This is a genomic window from Burkholderia sp. BCC1993 (assembly GCF_905339865.1).
Classification (GTDB): Bacteria; Pseudomonadota; Gammaproteobacteria; order Burkholderiales; family Burkholderiaceae; genus Burkholderia.
Genome location: NZ_CAJPGZ010000024.1, coordinates 17,883 through 34,841 on the forward strand (window position 1 = coordinate 17,883; position 16,959 = coordinate 34,841).

General features: G+C 67.9%; 11 protein-coding genes. 2 read left to right on the top strand and 9 right to left on the bottom strand.

Features of this window, described 5'->3' with window-relative positions; genetic code table 11:
* Positions 1-59: 59 nt before the first annotated feature.
* From tssA to tssJ, 7 genes are all read right to left on the bottom strand, one after another.
* Positions 60-1,184 (bottom strand): type VI secretion system protein TssA, encoded by a 1,125-nt coding sequence (tssA, locus tag U4Y91_RS32475; RefSeq protein ID WP_321808495.1) that lies wholly within the window; start codon positions 1,182-1,184, stop codon positions 60-62.
* Positions 1,171-3,396, bottom strand: a complete 2,226-nt coding sequence (locus U4Y91_RS32480) for a serine/threonine-protein kinase (RefSeq protein ID WP_321808496.1) — start codon at positions 3,394-3,396, stop codon at positions 1,171-1,173. The genes tssA and U4Y91_RS32480 overlap by 14 nt, the downstream gene beginning before the upstream one ends.
* Before the next feature lie 65 nt (positions 3,397-3,461).
* Positions 3,462-4,157 (bottom strand): type VI secretion system-associated protein TagF, encoded by a 696-nt coding sequence (gene tagF, locus U4Y91_RS32485; RefSeq protein WP_321808497.1) that lies wholly within the window; start codon positions 4,155-4,157, stop codon positions 3,462-3,464.
* Positions 4,139-7,768, bottom strand: coding sequence for a type VI secretion system membrane subunit TssM (gene tssM, locus U4Y91_RS32490; RefSeq protein ID WP_321808498.1), 3,630 nt, complete (start codon positions 7,766-7,768; stop codon positions 4,139-4,141). The genes tagF and tssM overlap by 19 nt, the downstream gene beginning before the upstream one ends.
* Position 7,769: 1 nt before the next feature.
* The gene (locus tag U4Y91_RS32495; protein ID WP_321808499.1) at positions 7,770-9,089 is read right to left on the bottom strand and encodes a DotU family type VI secretion system protein; all 1,320 of its coding nucleotides are present in this window, start codon (positions 9,087-9,089) and stop codon (positions 7,770-7,772) included.
* Between the two features lie 15 nt (positions 9,090-9,104).
* The gene (gene tssK, locus U4Y91_RS32500; RefSeq protein ID WP_321808500.1) at positions 9,105-10,487 is read right to left on the bottom strand and encodes a type VI secretion system baseplate subunit TssK; all 1,383 of its coding nucleotides are present in this window, start codon (positions 10,485-10,487) and stop codon (positions 9,105-9,107) included.
* The gene (tssJ, locus tag U4Y91_RS32505) at positions 10,484-10,999 is read right to left on the bottom strand and encodes a type VI secretion system lipoprotein TssJ (protein WP_321808501.1); all 516 of its coding nucleotides are present in this window, start codon (positions 10,997-10,999) and stop codon (positions 10,484-10,486) included. The genes tssK and tssJ overlap by 4 nt, the downstream gene beginning before the upstream one ends.
* A 630-nt stretch (positions 11,000-11,629) precedes the next feature.
* Between tssJ and U4Y91_RS32510 the strand changes: the two genes are divergently transcribed.
* Both U4Y91_RS32510 and tagH read left to right on the top strand, forming a co-directional pair.
* A complete protein-coding gene (locus tag U4Y91_RS32510) occupies positions 11,630-12,016 on the top strand; it encodes a TssQ family T6SS-associated lipoprotein (RefSeq protein ID WP_321808502.1) in 387 nt (128 codons plus the stop codon).
* A gap of 47 nt (positions 12,017-12,063) precedes the next feature.
* Positions 12,064-13,476, top strand: coding sequence for a type VI secretion system-associated FHA domain protein TagH (gene tagH, locus U4Y91_RS32515; RefSeq protein WP_321808503.1), 1,413 nt, complete (start codon positions 12,064-12,066; stop codon positions 13,474-13,476).
* A gap of 177 nt (positions 13,477-13,653) precedes the next feature.
* Here the strand turns inward: tagH and U4Y91_RS32520 are convergent, their stop codons facing one another.
* A complete protein-coding gene (locus tag U4Y91_RS32520) occupies positions 13,654-14,667 on the bottom strand; it encodes a hypothetical protein (RefSeq protein ID WP_321808504.1) in 1,014 nt (337 codons plus the stop codon).
* Positions 14,668-15,051: 384 nt separating this feature from the next.
* Positions 15,052-16,647 carry a GMC family oxidoreductase gene (locus tag U4Y91_RS32525; RefSeq protein ID WP_321808564.1) on the bottom strand — a complete coding sequence of 532 codons (1,596 nt, stop codon included), beginning with the start codon at positions 16,645-16,647 and terminating at the stop codon, positions 15,052-15,054.
* Positions 16,648-16,959 lie beyond the last annotated feature (312 nt).

Consider the following 16,959-nt stretch of genomic DNA (forward strand, 5'->3'; position numbering starts at 1 on the left):
TCCGCTCCTTCACATCGATCAGATTGTGCATGTACGTCGCCGCCGCCGGGCGGCTTGCCTCATTCGCTCCGCTCGCCGCTCAGCAGGTCCAGCTTCGGCAGGCTCTCCGGAGCGAGGTCCCGGATGATTTCGTAGAAGTCGAGCGCGAGCAGCCGCTGCGCGCGCCGCAGCAGCAGCGGCGCCGGGTGGCTCGGCTCGTGCAGTTCGAAATAGCGGCACATCTTGTCGAGGCCGAGCCGCACGTCGTCGCGGCTCGCGACCTCGGCATCGCGCCAGGCCTGTCCGTTCGGCAACGCGGCCGGCGCGGACGCGGCGTGCGCGGCGCCGGATGCGGCCGGCGTTGCCGGAATCGAACCGTCCGCCGGCCGTGCCGCTTGCACCGGTGCCGGCTCCGGCATTTCGCGCACGATGCGTTGCAACGCCTTTTCCGTGTCGCTCGCATCGGGCGACCATTCGCTGCCGAGCCGGTCCGTGACGTGCGTGCGGATCGCATCCAGCGCACCCAGCACCGCGCGCACCGCGTCGATCGGCGCGCGGCCGTCGTCGCGTGCGGTCGACAGCGCGGCGACCAGGCCGTCGCGGCTGCCTGCCGCCGGGTCGCCCGTTTCGTCGCGGCCGTCGAGCGCGCGTTCGGCGTCGCGCACGCTCGGGCCGCCGTCGAACAGCGGCTGGCGCCGCGCCGCGCGCGCGCATTCGTGCGCGCCGGCGACATCGGCGAGCGCGTTCATTCGCAATGTCGGATCCGGTTCGCCATCGGCGTCGAGACGCGGATGGAGGTCGTCCCACCAGCGCGCGATCAGGCCGGCGACGACCGCGAGCCCGTCCGCGTAGCCGGGAATGCCGTGCTGTTCGGTCCAGCTGCGCGCGAGATACGCGGCGACACGCAAGTCCTTCGTCCGCTCGCCCAGCGCGAGTGCGAGGCGCTCGACCGCGCGCCAGTCGGGCGTCTCGGCCGGAATCACGGTGTCGCCGTATTGCTGCTCGGCGCGCGGTGTCGCCCGCTCCTGAAGCTGCAGGAAGTCGGCGTCGTATTCGAGGTTCGGACCGCACGGGGCTTCGGGCGAGACCGCCGCCAGCAGCCGGTCGACCAACCCGGCGCGCGGCGTCGCGGCTGGCAAACCGGGCGACGGCGAGGACAATGCGGCGGCGGCCAGCGCCGCCTGGCTGACGTCATTCGAATGCATAGTCGATGTTGACCGGTTTGCTGCCGAAGTCGATCGCCACGGTGCGGTGCAACGGCGGCAGCGAGCCGTTGCGGATCTCGATCTGATAGACGCCCGGTGTCAGCGACACCGAGCGCAGCGGCGGGCTCGCGCCGCGCCGTGCGCCGTTCACGTACACGTCGCCCCACGGGCGCACGTTGAAACGGACCTGGACGGTCTCCTGTTTCGGCGGGCGCTGCTCGACGGCCGGCGCGTTGATCGCCGCGACGGCTGTCGCCGCTTCCGATGGCGACGCCGGCGCGGGCACCGGTGCTGGCACCGGTGCGGCCGACGGCGACGCAGCAGCCTCCGACGGCGACACGTTGACGACGCGCTCCGATGCGTCGAGGCTGCCGGCCGGCGCGATGGTCGCGCTCGAACCCGCTTGCGACGGCGTGACGCCCGCGATGTCCGTGGCGGTCGTCGCGACCTGCGGCGCGGAAACGGCAGCCACCGCGGCGGGCTTGCTGGCCGGCGCGGCGGCCAGCGATGGCGGCGGCACCTGCGCGGACGATCCGCCCGGCATGCTCGACGGCGGCACGACGATCGGCGTCGGGCCGTGCTGCGCGAGCATCGCATCCGACGCACCGGCCGAGGACGCGACGCCGGCCGGCGGCTGGCTTGCGCCCGCTTCCGGTTCGCCCGCGACTTTCGCGGGATGCGACAGATAGGTCGCGGCGATGCCAACGACGATCAGTGCTGCCAGCGCGCCACCCACGTAGGTCTTCGTGCGCCGGTTGCCCGCCGCGATGAACGATGGGCGGCGCGGCGGGTGGATCGGAGGCAATGCACCCGGCGAGGGCGTGGATGTGGAGGCGCCAGCAGCGCCAGCAGCGCCAGCAGCGCCAGCAGCGCCAGCAGCGCCAGCAGCGCCAGCAATCGGCAGTGCCGTTCCGTTCAGGTTCCCTGTATCCGTTGCACGGCCTTGCTCACTGTCCGCCCCGGCGCTTGCCGATCGCATGCCGGCATCGCCATGCATTTCGGTCTTCGAAGCCGACCGGTCGTTGTGCGACGCTTCCTTTGCATGCTCCTCATCATCTTCACGTCCATCGGATAGCCCCGTTTTCGCGGAGGGCGACAACGCCTGCGATACGGATGACGAAGCAGTTGAAGAAGCGGACGACGCCTGTGAAGCCGGCGCTCCCGCAGCCGCACCCGAAACGCCGGAACCAACCTTCCCTGCTCCGCCGCCCCCGGCATCGGCCGCCGGCGACACAACGGCCGCACCATACCCGCCGCCCGTCCGGTCGAGATCGCGCAACCCGAGTTCCGTCGCGAACGCCGCGACCGACTCCGGCCGATCCGGGATCCGCAACTGCAACGCGTGATCGATCGCCGCGAGGAACGCCGGGCTGTACACCTCGCCGGCCGGCAACTCGCGCGACGCGAGCGGCCGGTACGTGTCCTTGATGCTGCGCACGACGGCCGCGGGCGGCAGTTCACCGGTGATCAACGCGTGCATCACCGCGCCGAGCGCGTAGAGATCGGTCCATGGCCCCTGGCTGAACGCGGGGTCGTCGGTGTATTGCTCGATCGGCGCGTAGCCGGGCTTGATCATCATCGCGCCGTCGTCGACGAGATCGCCGATCCGCTTGCGCGCCGCGCCGAAGTCGAGCAGGATCGCGCTGCCGTTCGGGCGGATCAGCACGTTGTCGAGCGCAACGTCGCGATGGAAGCACTGCGCGCGATGCAGCGTGTCGAGCGCGCCGAGCAGCGCGCCGACGATGTTGCGCAATTGCGTCTCGCTCATCCGCACACCGCCGTCGAGCAGCTGCTTGAGCGTGCGCCCCTCGTAGAACGGCATCACCATGTATGCAGTGCCATGGCTCTCCCAGAAATGCAGCACCTTCACGAGCCCCGGATGGTCGAATTGCGCGAGCAGGCGCGCCTCGTTGAGGAACGCGCCGCGTCCCGCGTCGAACGCCTGGGCGAACCGCTCGGAGCGCAGCGACACCGTGTAGTCGCCGCCGCGCGTCGCGAGCATCGACGGCATGTATTCCTTGATCGCGACCGCGCGCCGCAACGTGCGGTCGAACGCGCGATAGACGATGCCGAAACCGCCGATGCCCAGCACCTCGTCGAGCTGCAGCTCGCCCAGGCGATGACCGAGCGGCAGCGGCCGCACCGTGAATTCGGGCGCGTCGCCGCGGGTCGCCGTGTCGTGCTCGTTGTCTCTCGATGAAGGGTCCTTCATGTCTACCTCGCGATACCGCATCCGTATTGCCTGCGTTGCCTGCCTCCGACCGCCGACCGGCACCGTCAGCGACCGCCGAACAGCGTCAGGAACAGCGCGTTGTCGGGCGCGCCCGTATGCGCATGCGTGCGCAGCGGCGAGCCGTCGGCGCGATTGGTCCACCAGAAGCTCGTCCCGCCGTGCGGATCGAAATAGCCGGACAGCCCGGGCCATGCGGCGAGCGCCGGCCGCTCCGGCAGCGTCGCCGTGATCCCGTCGACCACGTCCGCCGTCGGCCCGTCGCCCGGTGCGAGCCGCACGCGGTCGAGCGTCTCCTCGAGGTCGACCGGCGCGCGCGCATGCCGGATCGCGTCGAGCAGTGCATGGCCGATCTGCCAGTAGAACGCGTCGGCGGCGTCCGGCAGCCCGTTCCAGTAATCAGCCGCCGGCATCGCCAGCGTGACGATCACCGGGTAGTAACGCCCGACGCGGTCGCAGCTCGGCGCGAGACAACCTGCCTGCACGCACGACGCGCCGGCGCCCGCCGGCACCAGGAAATTCCAGACCGGCGCGACCGTGTAGTGGCGCGCGATCTCGTCCGGGCCGCGCTGGCGCATCGCGGCCATCCCCTGCTGAAGCCAGCGTTCCCACCACTGCGCGAGCGCATGCGGCAGCCGGCTGTTCACGAAGTCGCCGGCGCCGGGAATCTTTCCGTACCAGGCCGGGGCGTCGCCATCGGCGCGCGCGAGCGGCGGGAGGCGGCTCATTGCTTCGGAGGGCATGTAAAGGACTCCATCTGGGGCAGCCTGAACGGATTGCGGACACTGCCCGCATTCACCTGCAGCACGAGCGGTTTGCCGTCGACGGTGAAGCGCGCGACCATCTGGTCCGACCCGCGCCCGGCCGACACGGCCGCGCGGTCGAACAGCCGGTGCAGCGCCCACGGCCCGTCGGTCGTGAAGCCGTCGGTCGCGCCGGCCTGCCCCGACACCTGCAGGCGCACCTGGTTGCTGCCGCGCGTGCCCGGCCAGTCCACCGCGCTCTGCACGAGCGGGCCGTGCGCATAACGGACGATCTGGCCGTCGACATCGAGCACCATCTCCGTGAGCGACGGATCCATTTCGAGCGGCTGGATCTGCACCTTCAATTGCGCGGTGCGTGCGCCGCCGCCGAAATACACGTCGCGAATCACCGCGGCCTTCTCGAACGACGAAAGCATCGCGGCGGCCGCCGGATCGGCGTCCGCATTGCGGTTCGCGAAACGCCACGGGTGCGACGTCGTATCGACGATCGACTGCAGGTTCTTCTGGTAGAAATCGTCCATCAGGCCGCCCGGCGCGAACATCTGCGCGAAATCCGCCGGTGCGACGTCGCGCGACGATCCGCGCGCGAACGGGTAGCGACCCGCGATCGCCTGCCGGCAGAAATCACCGACGTTCGCGCCGGCCCGCTGCGCGACGCTGCGCTGCTCGACGGTCGCGACGCTGCCGTTCGCGACGTTCGACAGGTCGTCGAGCACTTCACGGAACGGCGTGGGCAGCCGACCGGCCTGCGCTTGCAGCCGCGCGGGCGCGTCGGACGGCGGCGGCTGGGCGCCGCTGCGCAGTGCATCGTCGGTGGCCGTCAGGTACGTATAGAGCGCGTCGATCGACTTCAGCACCGCGTCGAATGCCTGCGCCTGATCGCCGCTGCCCGGCGCGAACGCGCGCAGCCCGGCGAAGTGGCTGTCGACCACCTGTTCGGGGCTCGCGGGCGCCGCGGCTGACGGATTCGCGTCGCTCGCGCCCTGCCCCGCGAAGATCTGCGACAGCGAACTGCGCGCCTCGTCGACCTTGTCCTGCGCGCGCGACGCGAGATTGCGCGCGCCGCCCGGCGCATCGCCGAGCGCCGTGTCGCGCGAGAGCGCGATCATCAGCCGGGTGAGCGGCGAATCCGCCGACGACAGCGCGCGCGCGACCTGGATGCTCTGCGCGAGCGTCGCCGTGCGCTGCAGCTTGATGTCGGCGAGATAGTCGTCCCAGATCTTCAGATAGTCGTTCAGGTACAGCTGGCGGATGTCGCGCGCCCATGCGGCGGCGTCGTTCGGCCCGGGGATCTCGGACAGCCCGAGATTCAGCACCCACACCTCCTCGCGCCCGTATGCGTCGACCTCGCCCGCGAGGCGCGGCGCGAACACGTTCCGATAGCCGTTGCGCGTATACAGACCCGGCACGCCTTCCGACAGCGGCTTGCCGCTCTGGCGGCGGAACACGAGCGACGCGTCGGGCCCCACCGCGCGCGCGACGCTGAAATCGAACGCGGACGTCGCCGTCCGCAGCGTGCGCGTGAGCTGGCGATACAGCCGCTGCGAGAATGGCACCTGCCGCAGCCGGTCGCGTACGTCGGCCACGAGCCGCTCGTTCATCGGATACGGCGACACGGCCACCCGGTTGCCGAACAGCGCGGCGAGATGCGCGCGCAGCGCCGAGCGTTCGGCCGGCGAGAAATCGGGCGGCAGCGAGCGCTCCATTTCCAGGTCGACGACGGCCTGCACGAACGCAGGATCGTAATGCGCGCTGTCATACAGCATCAGGTAGGCCTTCAGCGCCGCGTACGCGTAGTCGGTTTCGTCCGGCCGTGCATCGCCCAGCGCGGCCTCCATCCGGCGCGCGGCGATCGGCAGCAGCACGTCGTCGAGCGCGCGCCGGTACACGGCGTCGACGGCCTCGTCGATCTTCTCGCCCTGAAACAGCCCCCAGCGGTACGCGAGCGGTGGATGCGAGCGGTCGACGCCGCCGGCATTCGCAAGCCCGCCGAGCGCATCGAGCACCGGCAGCAGCCGCGCGATGTCGGTCGCATCCGAGAACTTCGCGCCGGCGATCTGCCCATCGACGGCGGGTACCTGCTGCGCGATCCGGTCGAGATACGCGCGATTGTTCGCATAGCTGCGCAGCCAGGCAGCCAGCACGACCACGCTCACGAGCGCGAGGAGCGCATAGCCGGCGATCTGCAACACGCGCCGCTTCTGATGCCAGCGCAGGTCGCTGCCGGCGAGCGCGGCTTCGCGGAAGATGTGCTCCTGCAGCAGCGACTTCAGGAAGAAGCTGCGCCCGGTCGAGCCGACCTGGGCAACCGGCGGCACGCCCTCGATCTTCAGGAAGCGCTTGATGCCGCTCATTACGCGGTCGAACGCAGTGCCTTCCTGCGTGCCGCTCGTCAGGTACACGCCGCGCAGCATCGGCATCGGCTCGAAGCTCGACACGGAAAACACTTCGGCGACGAACTGGCCGAGCATGTCCTGCAAGTCCGCGACCTGCTGCGGCAGCAGGTACGCCATCTCGCGCTGGCGCGCATCGGTCTGCGTCGCGAGCAGCTCGGGCAGCCCGTCGTTCAGCCGCTGGTGCAGCAGCCGGTATTCGCGGTCGAACGCGGCACGCAGGTCGAAGCCCGGCGCCTCGCTCTGCGCGAGCGGGAACGTGAAGCCCCACACCTGCGCGCATTCCGCGCGGCCGAAGCCGCCGAAATACTCGGCGAAGCCGGCCAGCAGGTCGGCCTTCGTCACGAGCAGGTAGACGGGAAACCGGATGCCGAGCTGGGCGCGCAGCTCGAGCAGCCGCTTGCGCAGCACCATCGCGTGCTGCGTGCGCTCGGCTTCCGACGCGCCGACCAGATCGGCGACGCTGATCGTCAGCATCGCACCGTTCAGCGGCTGGCGCGTGCGGTACTTCTTCAGCAGCTCGACGAAGCCTTTCCACTCGGCTTCGTCAAGTGCGCGGTTGCCTTCATGGGTCGTGTAGCGGCCGGCCGTATCGATCAGCACCGCGTCGTTCGTGAACCACCAGTCGCAGTGCCGGGTGCCGCCCACGCCGCGAATCGCGGCACGGCCGAACTGCTCGGCGAGCGGAAAACTGAGCCCGGAATTGACGAGCGCGGTCGTCTTGCCCGAGCCGGGCGCACCGATGAACACGTACCACGGGAGTTGGTACAGATACTGGCGCGACATCCGGTCGAACCAGCGCGCCAGCCCCTTGCGCGCGGTGTCCGCCCGCCCGAAGCGGACTTTCTTCAGCAGCGCCGCGGCCTCGTCGAAGCGGCTGCGCAGCTCGTCGAGCTGGGCCTTGGCCGGATCGTCGGCGTTGGCCGGCCCGGGCGCGGCCTCGCGCAACTGGTTCAGCAACTGCGCGTTCAGGCGGCTCGCGTGCCAGCTTCGCCACGCCACGCGTGCGCCCCACGCGGCGAACAGCACCGCGATCGTCACCGCGCGCGCCCAGCCGCTCTCGAGCGGCCGGATTTCGGCGAACGCGAACAGCGGCCCGGCGAGCCACACGAAACACGCGAGCACGACGAGACCGGCGAAGGTCCAGATCTCCCGCGACGGCAACGGCCGGACGAAACGCGCGACGGCCTGGTTCATGTCAGTGCGCTCCCTGCGTCGCGCCGACGGCGGCACTGCCGGGCGCCGGCAGCAGCGTGATCTCGACGCGCCGGTTCAGCGCGCGATTCGCGGGCGTATCGTTCGGCGCGACCGGATCGAGCGTGCCGCGCCCCTCGCCCGCGAGTCGCTCCGGATGGTCGAGGCGCGCGGCGATCATGCCGCGCACGGCCTCCGCGCGCTCGCGCGACAGGTCCCAGTTCGACGCGAAGCGTGCCGTATGCACAGGCGTGTCGTCGGTATAGCCGGTCACGCGGACGTTGCCGGGCACCTGGTCGAGCGCATCCGCGACGCGTGCGAGCACCGGCGCGTAACGGTCGATCACCGACGTCGAGCCGGACTTGAACAGCCCGTCGCCGCGCAGCACGATCACGCTGCGATCGGCGTCGTCGCGCACCGACACGAGGCCAGCCGCGATCTCGGGCGCCAGGAACTTCGCGACGCGCGGCGCCGGCGCCGGGCGCGGCGGTGCCTGAGCAGGCTGCAGCTTCGGCACGTGCAGCGCGTCGATCGACGCGAACAGCCGGTCCGAATGTCCGGCCAGCGCGATGCGCAGCCCGACCAACGTGCCGAAGCCGATCAGCAGCGCAAGCGCCAAGCAGACCCATAGCGGCACGATGAAGCGACGCGACACGTCGCGCGTGACGACGTCGCGCCAGTGCGGCGACAGCGCGGGGGCGAATTCGCCGCGCACCGAGCGGATCGTATGAGCCAGTTGCCAGCGCAGCGCGTCGAGCTCGGCATGACCGTTGTCGAGCACCCGATAGCGGCCCTCGAAGCCGAGCGCGAGACAGAAATACTGCAGCTCCAGCAGGTCGAGGTGCTGGCGCGGCTGCTGGGACAGGCGTTCGAGCAGGTGGAAGAACTTCTCGCCGCCCCAGGTTTCGTTGTGGAACGAGACGAGCAGGCTGTGCGACGACCACACGCTGCCGCCCCACGGCGTCAGCGCGGCTGCTTCGTCGAGCGCCGTGCACAGGCAGTAGCGCGCACCGATGATCGCCTCCGACGGCACGCCGGCTTCCTGCGCGCGCGCCTCGAACTGACGGATCTCGACGACGAGATGCTCGCGCAGCCACGCCGGATTCGGATGATGGACGGTCGAGCGGATCTGGGGCACGAGATTGAGCAGCGGGTTCGCGGCCGCGACGAGCGGGTTCGTGCCGCTCGCGGCCCAGCGTCCCGGGCGCGGCTGCGTGGCCGTCGGCCCGGTCGCACCGGACGCGGCCGGCGGATGCATGCCGCCCGGATTCGGCGGCACGAATCCGCCTGCGCCGGCGGAAATCGAATCGGAGGAAGAATTCATCGCGCTGCCCCGCCCTCACCCGCGAATCGCCCAGAACTCCATCGAGAGCCCCGGAAATTCGCCGGCGAAATGAAAGGCGAGACCGCCGGAGCGCGCCAGCTGCTTCCACAGGTCGCTGCCCTTGTCGATCTCGAAGTACGTATGACCCGCGTGATACGGGATCTGCCGCGGCGCGACCGGCAACTGGCGCATCGTGATGCCCGGTAGCTGCAACTGCACCAGGTCGCGGATCCGCTCGACCGGGCCGAGCTTCGCCTGCGCGGGAAACCGCGCGCGCAGGCTGTCGGCCGGCACGTCCGCGCGCACGGCCAGCACGAAGCCGGCCGTCTCGCGCAGCGCGGGATCGGCGAGCGTCGCGACCCGGATACCGTTGCCCGCGTCGCGCAGCTCGATCTGGATCGCGTTTTGCTCCAGCACCGTCGACAGCGACCGGCGCAGCTCCGTCATCAATTCGGCGAAGCTCGTGCGCAGGTCGTCGTGCACGTAGACGGCGAGCGATTGCGGGCGCCGGCCGGCCGCCGTGAACGTGCTGAGGTCGCATGCGAGCTTCAGCCAGTCGCGGAACAGCGCCTCCGGATGCGTCGCGACGTCCTGCTGCGCGTGCCAGGTCAGCGCCAGATAGCGGTTCACTAGCTGCAGCAGCAGGAAATCCGCGACTTCCGATACGCCGCCGCGCCCCGGCTCCGACAGGCGCTCGGCCAGCGCGTCGCTGCGCTGCGTGAGCAATCCGTGCAGCTCGCGCGTGTATGCCAGCAACGCCGCATCGCGCTGCGCGACCAGGCGCGGCGGAATGTAGCCGTCGTCGACGAGCAGCCGCGCGTCGGTGCGCCGCTCGACGATCCGCACGACGCCGAGCGCATGCCAGTCGCCGGTCAGCTCGGTGTCGAGCATCAGCCGGACGTTCAGGCGCCCCGTTTGCAGCAGTGCGGGGCCGAGCGCGACCGCGTTCGCATCGGCCACTTCGTATTCGCGCACGACGTAGCGCGCGACGTCCGCGCCGCCGTTACCGCCTGCGTCCACGCCGAACGACACCTCCTCGCCGCCGCCGCGCCACAGCGGCAGTGCGAGCACGACGAGCTGATCCTTCGCATCGGGTGGCACATCGAGCGGCTCGGGCAGATCGTCGGGATGCGTCAGGTCGAACGGCGTGCCGTCGCGCATCACGCCCGCCGCCGCGCGTAGCGCGACCTTGCCGAGCGCGAGCTGCTCCCGGTCGATCTCGAGTGTGTCGAAGCCCCAGTAGAACCCCTGCAGCGGCAGGCAGCGCAGCGCTACGTAGCGCTCCCAGTGCCGCTCGAGCTGCTGGAAATGCTGCGGCCGAAGGAACATCCCTTCGGTCCACACCACGCGCTGGCGCAGTGCGGCGACCGGCGTCGCGGACATCGTCGGTTCGGTCATGGGCGCCCCCGCGTGTCGTTCAGCGCGAGACCGCCGTTCCTGACCGCGATCGACAGCTTCAGCTCGCCGGGCGACGTCTGCCAGAACTTGTATACGTTCAGCTGCTTCGCGCGCGGCAGCGGCACCGTCAGGCGCCAGCGGTTCTTGTCGAGCATCCGGTATTCGGCGATCACGCCGATGGCGCCGGCCTCGACGTTGCCGCGGTAATGCAGCGTGCGCGACTCGCCCGGGCGCAGGATCACGCGGTCGGTGCCGAGCAGGTCCGCGCCGAGGATATTCTCGGGTTTGCCCTGGAGCGAGAAGAAGTCGGCGCCGTCGAACGCCGATGCCGCGCGCAGCTGGAACACCTTCAGCACGATCGGCGAAGGCTTGCGGTTGAGGTCCGGATTGACGTCGGGCGCCACGTCGACCGTGATCGCATACGGCACCGCGGCGGCACGCTCCGTGGCGCCGCATCCGGGCAACAGCAATGCACATTCCAATACGATGAACCCGCTCGACCGCCAGCGCATATTTCACCCTCGCAGCGCAATAATCCCCCCGTCGATTTCCGTACGCGAAATCGACACCTCGAATTAAAAGGGGACAATTAATTGACCGGTAATTATGTGACTTGCATATCCTTCCGCTCAAATTTCATTCGGCAAGTTATTCTTGAAAAAGACGGGTCAAATCGCCAATTACGGGACTGAATCGAAATTGGGGAAATGGCAATGAATTGAATTGATTTCGGTCATTTTTAAAAGGCATATTAATCCGACCGGTTCGCCACGGCGGCCCGGCTCTATTGCATGGACACTTGCTGTATGGACGCCGAACCCAAGCCTGACGGCCGTCGGCGGTGGGTGGCGACGTCCTGCGGGTCGTGTCACGCTGTTTGCGTTGCCCGAACGGAGGGCCGACCTCTACGATCATTGACCGGCGCCGGGCAAACAACTGACGAATCCCAAAAAGCACAGCGAACTATAGAATCGATTTTATGGATTAACAAGTCGAAAACCCGGAATCGATTTGAGTGGCAACTCGAACGCGATTTCCCAAATGAAACAAAACGTAACGGCGACATCACCTGCCTTGATTGGCACTAGAATCCAACAGCGCTTGTACGCCACCTTCCAATAACGCAAATATTTCATTTCAGAATGAAAGGCCGTTCATCGATCGTGATTTTCCTCGGCGCCTTGCTGCTGGGAATCGGCGGATGCAGCACGTCCCCCACGCAGTCGGCGGCGCGCGCCGCGGTCGACAGCGCGCGCGCGGCGTATGGCGCCGGCGACTACGGGCGCACGATCGCGATCCTGACCCGGGCAAAGGAGGTCGACGGGGCCGATACCGACACGCAGGTCGCCGCGCACAAGCTGCTCGCATTCAGCTATTGCGTGACGAACCGCATCGCGCAGTGCCGCGCCGAGTTCTCGAAGATTCTCGACCTCAACCCGCGCTTCGACTTGTCCCCCGCCGAGAAGGGACATCCGATCTGGGGGCCCGCGTTCGAGTTCGCGCGCCGCAGACATGCGTCGTCATCCTGACCGAACCGGAATCCCCGCGAGCGTTTCCTTACCGAGCGACGTATGACATGCAACTGATCGTGATCGAACATGCCGGCGAGCCGGTCGAAAGCGACTCCTACGACGCCGTCGTGTTCCACCCGCCCGGCGGCACCATCGGCCGGGCGACCGACAACCATCTCGTGCTGCGCGACGACACCCGGCAGATTTCCCGGCTGCAGGCCCTGCTGCAGGTCGGTGACGATGCGTGCCTGCTGAAGAACCTGAGCAGCGTGTCGACGATCGAGGTGAACCGCGAGCCCGTCGGCTATGCACAGGAGCGCCCGCTCAATACCGGCGACATCATCCGCATCGGACCCTACGTGCTGCGTGCCGAGCGTGACGACGGACATGACGCGCCGGTCGTCGACATGCCCACCGCTGCTTCCAGCGCGAGCGCCGACCTGCGGGGCACGCGGGGAACCGCCGCACACGCGCACGTCGACGCGAAGACGACCGGCAACCGGTTGAGGGGCCTGCTGCAGGATCGCCTCGCTCCGCGCGGCAAAGCAGCGGACACCGGCACGCGATCCGGCACGGCGGCGCGCAGGGAGGCGGCGCAGCCCGCGAGCCGCGCCGCGCCGCCGGTGCCATCGCAACGCGATCTGAATCAGTTATCGACCGACCCGCTCGACTTGTTTGTACAGTCGTCGCCCGATATCGGTGGATCGGGTTCGGCGTCTCCGTCCGAACGCGGCAAGGCGGATCGCGGCGCGTCGTCCGCGACGCAAGCCGATCATGCGCCCGAGTGGACGCAGCACGTGCGTGTGCAACCGGCGACGGCGCATGCCGAGCCACGTCCCATCGATGAGCCTGCACCGCAGGCGAACCGCGTGCCGACGCCCGATGAATTGCTGAACGCGTTCTTCGCAGGCGCCGGACTCGATACCGCCGCCGAGTCGCATCAATGGTCGGCCGAACAGCTGTACATCGCGGGGCAGTTGCTGGCGCTGTTCGCGAACGGCACGGTCGAGCTGCTGTCGTCGCGCAGCATCCTGAAGCGGGAGGTGAAGGCGCACATGACGATGCTGCTCGATCGCGAGAACAATCCGCTGAAGCTGCTGCCGGACGGCGGCGCCGTGCTGCGCCAGATGTTCGGGCTGCCGCTGCCCGGCTTCATGTCGCCGCAGAGCGCGGTCAGCGACGCGTTCCAGGATCTGCACGCGCACCAGATCGGCATGGTCGCCGGCATGCGCGCCGCGCTGATGGACCTGCTGACGCGCTTTTCGCCGCAACGGCTGCGTGAGCGCGACGATGCGATGCGCTGGTACGAGAAGCGCGTGCCCGCGCTGTACAAGGCGAGGATGTGGGACCGCTACGCGGCGACGCATCGCGACACGGTGTTCGCGATCGAAGACGATTTCGCGTCGGTATTCGGCAAGGCGTTTCTCGCCGCGTACGACGCGGAAGTGGAAAGCTATCGCGGCAGCAGCCGGCATTGAGCGGCGGGCGACCGGCCCGCGCACGGGCATGCGTCTCAATTTGCATCGCGGGAACGTTGAGGCACCACCCGTGCTCAAGCGCGCTGCCTGTGCCCGCGTACACTCGCCGACCGCCGCGTCCTTCGCCTTGCCGAGCAAGGCTCTCTGTACAGAATGCACCTGCGCGTGAAATAAGCCCTAGAAATTGCGTGCCACGCCGACCATGAACATGTCCTGATCCTTGTTGTTGCCGGTTGCGACACGATTGAAGCGCAAGCTCGCCGCCCAGTCATTCGTGACCTGATAGGTCACCTGCGCACTGAGCAACGCATTGAGTCTCGTTTTGCTCGAGACCTCGTCCCGATCATGCGAGAGATACGGACCGACACCTGCAGAAAGCGTCCATTTGCTCCTGATCGGCGCGACGTACCAGAATTGCGCTGCCACACCTCTTCGGCCGGCAACGCCATTGTTGCCTTCGTAGATGAAGCTCGCCGAATAGGCCCACGCACTCCCGAGCGGCCGCTTGACTTCGACCATATAGCCCTTTTCGATCGGCACTTGCGGGCGGTTCGTCTGCGACGTCCCGGCCCAAACGCTGACCTGCGTCCTGCCGTCCGACAACGCCGGGCCAGAACCGCCGCCGAAATCCGAGCCGATGCCGAAGAGCACCGCGTCGGAGTTGAATCCGCCGATCATCTGGACGTGGTTGTACTGCACCTTGAGGAAGAAGCGGTCGGGAACGACGTAATACCGCACCGCTGCAGACGCACGCACCCCCCATCGCTTGTCGTTGCGCGGCTGGTTGTCGACGTGTGTCGTGTCCATGCTGAAATACGGCCCGGCCGACAATTCGAGCGCGAAGCGATTGCCGAGCGGCCAACGAAACGAACCCAGCGCGGCGAAGCCATCGCGGTGGTGATTCAGCGGATGGCCCTCGTTCAGATACGCGAGGTAGACCGAGAAGTAGTCGTTCAAGACGTCGCCGAAGCCGACTTCGTAGGCACGCCAATGCATATCGCCGCCCTCGGTCGCGCGGCCGTCGCCATACACCGCGTAGACGTCGATCTTTCTTTCCGCTGGCTTGAAGCCGGCCGGCGAGCTCGCAGGACTGTCCTCGGCGTGCGCGTGGCCCGCGCCCGCCAGAATGACCAGACCGGCGATCGAGCTGGTGACGACGAAGCGCGCATAGTTGCGACGGCACTGTCCCATTTGGATTCTCCCTGACCTTGGTAACCTCGACCTGGTTTGACACAACGCCATTTGTCGCATCGCCCTTGATGCCGGGCGCTTGAGCATCGGCTCTCCTGCCTTCAAACAATCAAACGCAATCTCCGCCTCGCCGCAGCCACCGTGCAGCGCAGCTTCACTCGGTTGCTCGTGATGAAGCAATATCGCTCTGTCTTGCAACCAACAATAGGTGTTTGCCTCCTGCAATACCTGCCGTTTCGCAAAGGCAGGACCGCCCAACGGTACGCGCGTGGAAATCGTATCGGGTTTCGGTCCGATCCCGATGCGTTCGGCGCGCGTTTCCACGCTATCCGTTGTGACAATCAGGATGCCCCGTCAACCGTCGCCGATCCGGAACACCTTCGCTTAACGCCGGCCAAGCAACACGGCGACATTGCGCTCGGCCAATGCGGCGATCGTGCGCGACGGATTCAGCCCGAGCGCACGCGGGATCGTCGCACCGTCCATCACGTAGAGCCCGTCGTAACCGAATACTTTTCCGTCCGCGTTTACCACGCCGTCCGCGTGCGTGAGCCCCATGTTGCAACCACCGAGCGGATGCGGGGTGATCAGCCTGTGGAAGTCGCTCCACGTCGGAGGGACGAAGGGTTCGCCGCCCGTGGCAGCCGACAGGCGCCGGTGCGTGTCGACCATCGCATCGACCACCGCCCGCGATCGCGTGTACGACCAGTCGAGCCGCAACACGCGACGCCACGGCGCAAACCAGCAGCGACCGAGACGCATGCGCCCGTCTCCCGGATCGATCGCCTGGCCGAACCAGGGCATCATGTTCTCGACCGGGTCGTCGCAATCGAAGTGGCGCGCGAACGCTCGCCAGAACGTACGCATCGCCCTGCCGTGCGAGCGCTGCAGATGGCGGCGCACGAAATCATGCGCAAGATTGGGCACGCCGCCATCCTCGACGAACAAGCGCTGACCATCGTCAGCAGCCCCGTCGAGCAGGTCGATCGCGGCGGAAATGGTGACGCCATGCGACGGCGAGATCTTCCGGTTGGCGTAGAAGGCCGGCGTCACGAAGTCGCCGTTGAAGGCCCAGCCCCAGCCGAGCCGCGGCGACAGATTCGGCAGCGTGCGATGCGCGTCGCGACAGCGGAGCAGCAACTCGGTGCTGCCGATCGATCCGGCGCTGACGATCACCCTGGTCGCGGTGACGGATCCGGGCATGAAACTGCCCGCGGCGGGATCGATGACGTTGAAATGCACGCGCCATCCCTGGCCGAGCGGCTCGAGCTTTTGCACGACGTGCAGCGGACGGATTGTTGCGCCATGGCGCTCGGCCACGGCCAGATAGTTGAGATCGAGCGTGTTCTTCGCCGACACCTGGCATCCGATGTCGCAATTGCCGCAGTGTACGCACGTGCCTTGCGATACCCCGTGCACGTTGACGTGTCTGACAGAATGCCGGTCGTCGCGCGCGTCGGGCAAGGACGGATCGTAAGTCGACGAAAACGACACGGCGAGCGGCAGCTTGCGATACCGATCGCCCCAGCCGCAGGCGTCGGCCGCGTCGCGCAACAAGCGAGTGCGTTCGCTGATCTGGTTGTAGGGCACCTCCTGGACCGAAAGCATCCAGCCCACGCGCTGGTAATAAGGCTCGAGCGCCTCGTACGTGATCTCCGGCGGCCAGCCATGCTCGAAGGCGTCGGGGTTGGCCTCGACCGAGACGTTGGCGTAGATCAGCGACCCGCCGCCCACGCCAGCGGCAGTCACCACCGACATGTCGGAAAAAACCCGCAGGTCGGCCCAGCCATGGAATCGTTGCGGGTTCTGCTGGTTCCAAAGCCACGGGTCGGTCTCGTCGCGCGGATACGTCTTCGGCGTCCAGCGCCGGCCACGCTCCAGCACCAGCACCCTCCATCCCGCTTCCGCGAGGCGGCAGGCCGCCACCGCGCCCCCGAAGCCACTGCCGACCACGATGACATCGTATTCAAGCGCGCTCATGACGACGATCTCCTGACGCAGGTGCGCCACGGTTCCGATACGAACAACCCGCAGCATCCCCGGATTTCCGACGGCATCGCGATGCCGGACGGCGCGAAGCCGATGTGGGCAGCGCGAAGCCGATGTGGGCAGTCAGGCCGCTTTCGTGTTGGATGGCGCGAAACAGCTGCCCGGCAAATTGTTTGGCAACACCCGACATCGTCTTTCCTCGATCTTGCCCGGCGCACCCGGCGAATTGTCGGAAGCCGGATGAAATTTCCTTTGTTTTCATTGGGTTAAGCGCGCATCGTGCCGGCGTGGTGCGAGCTGGCA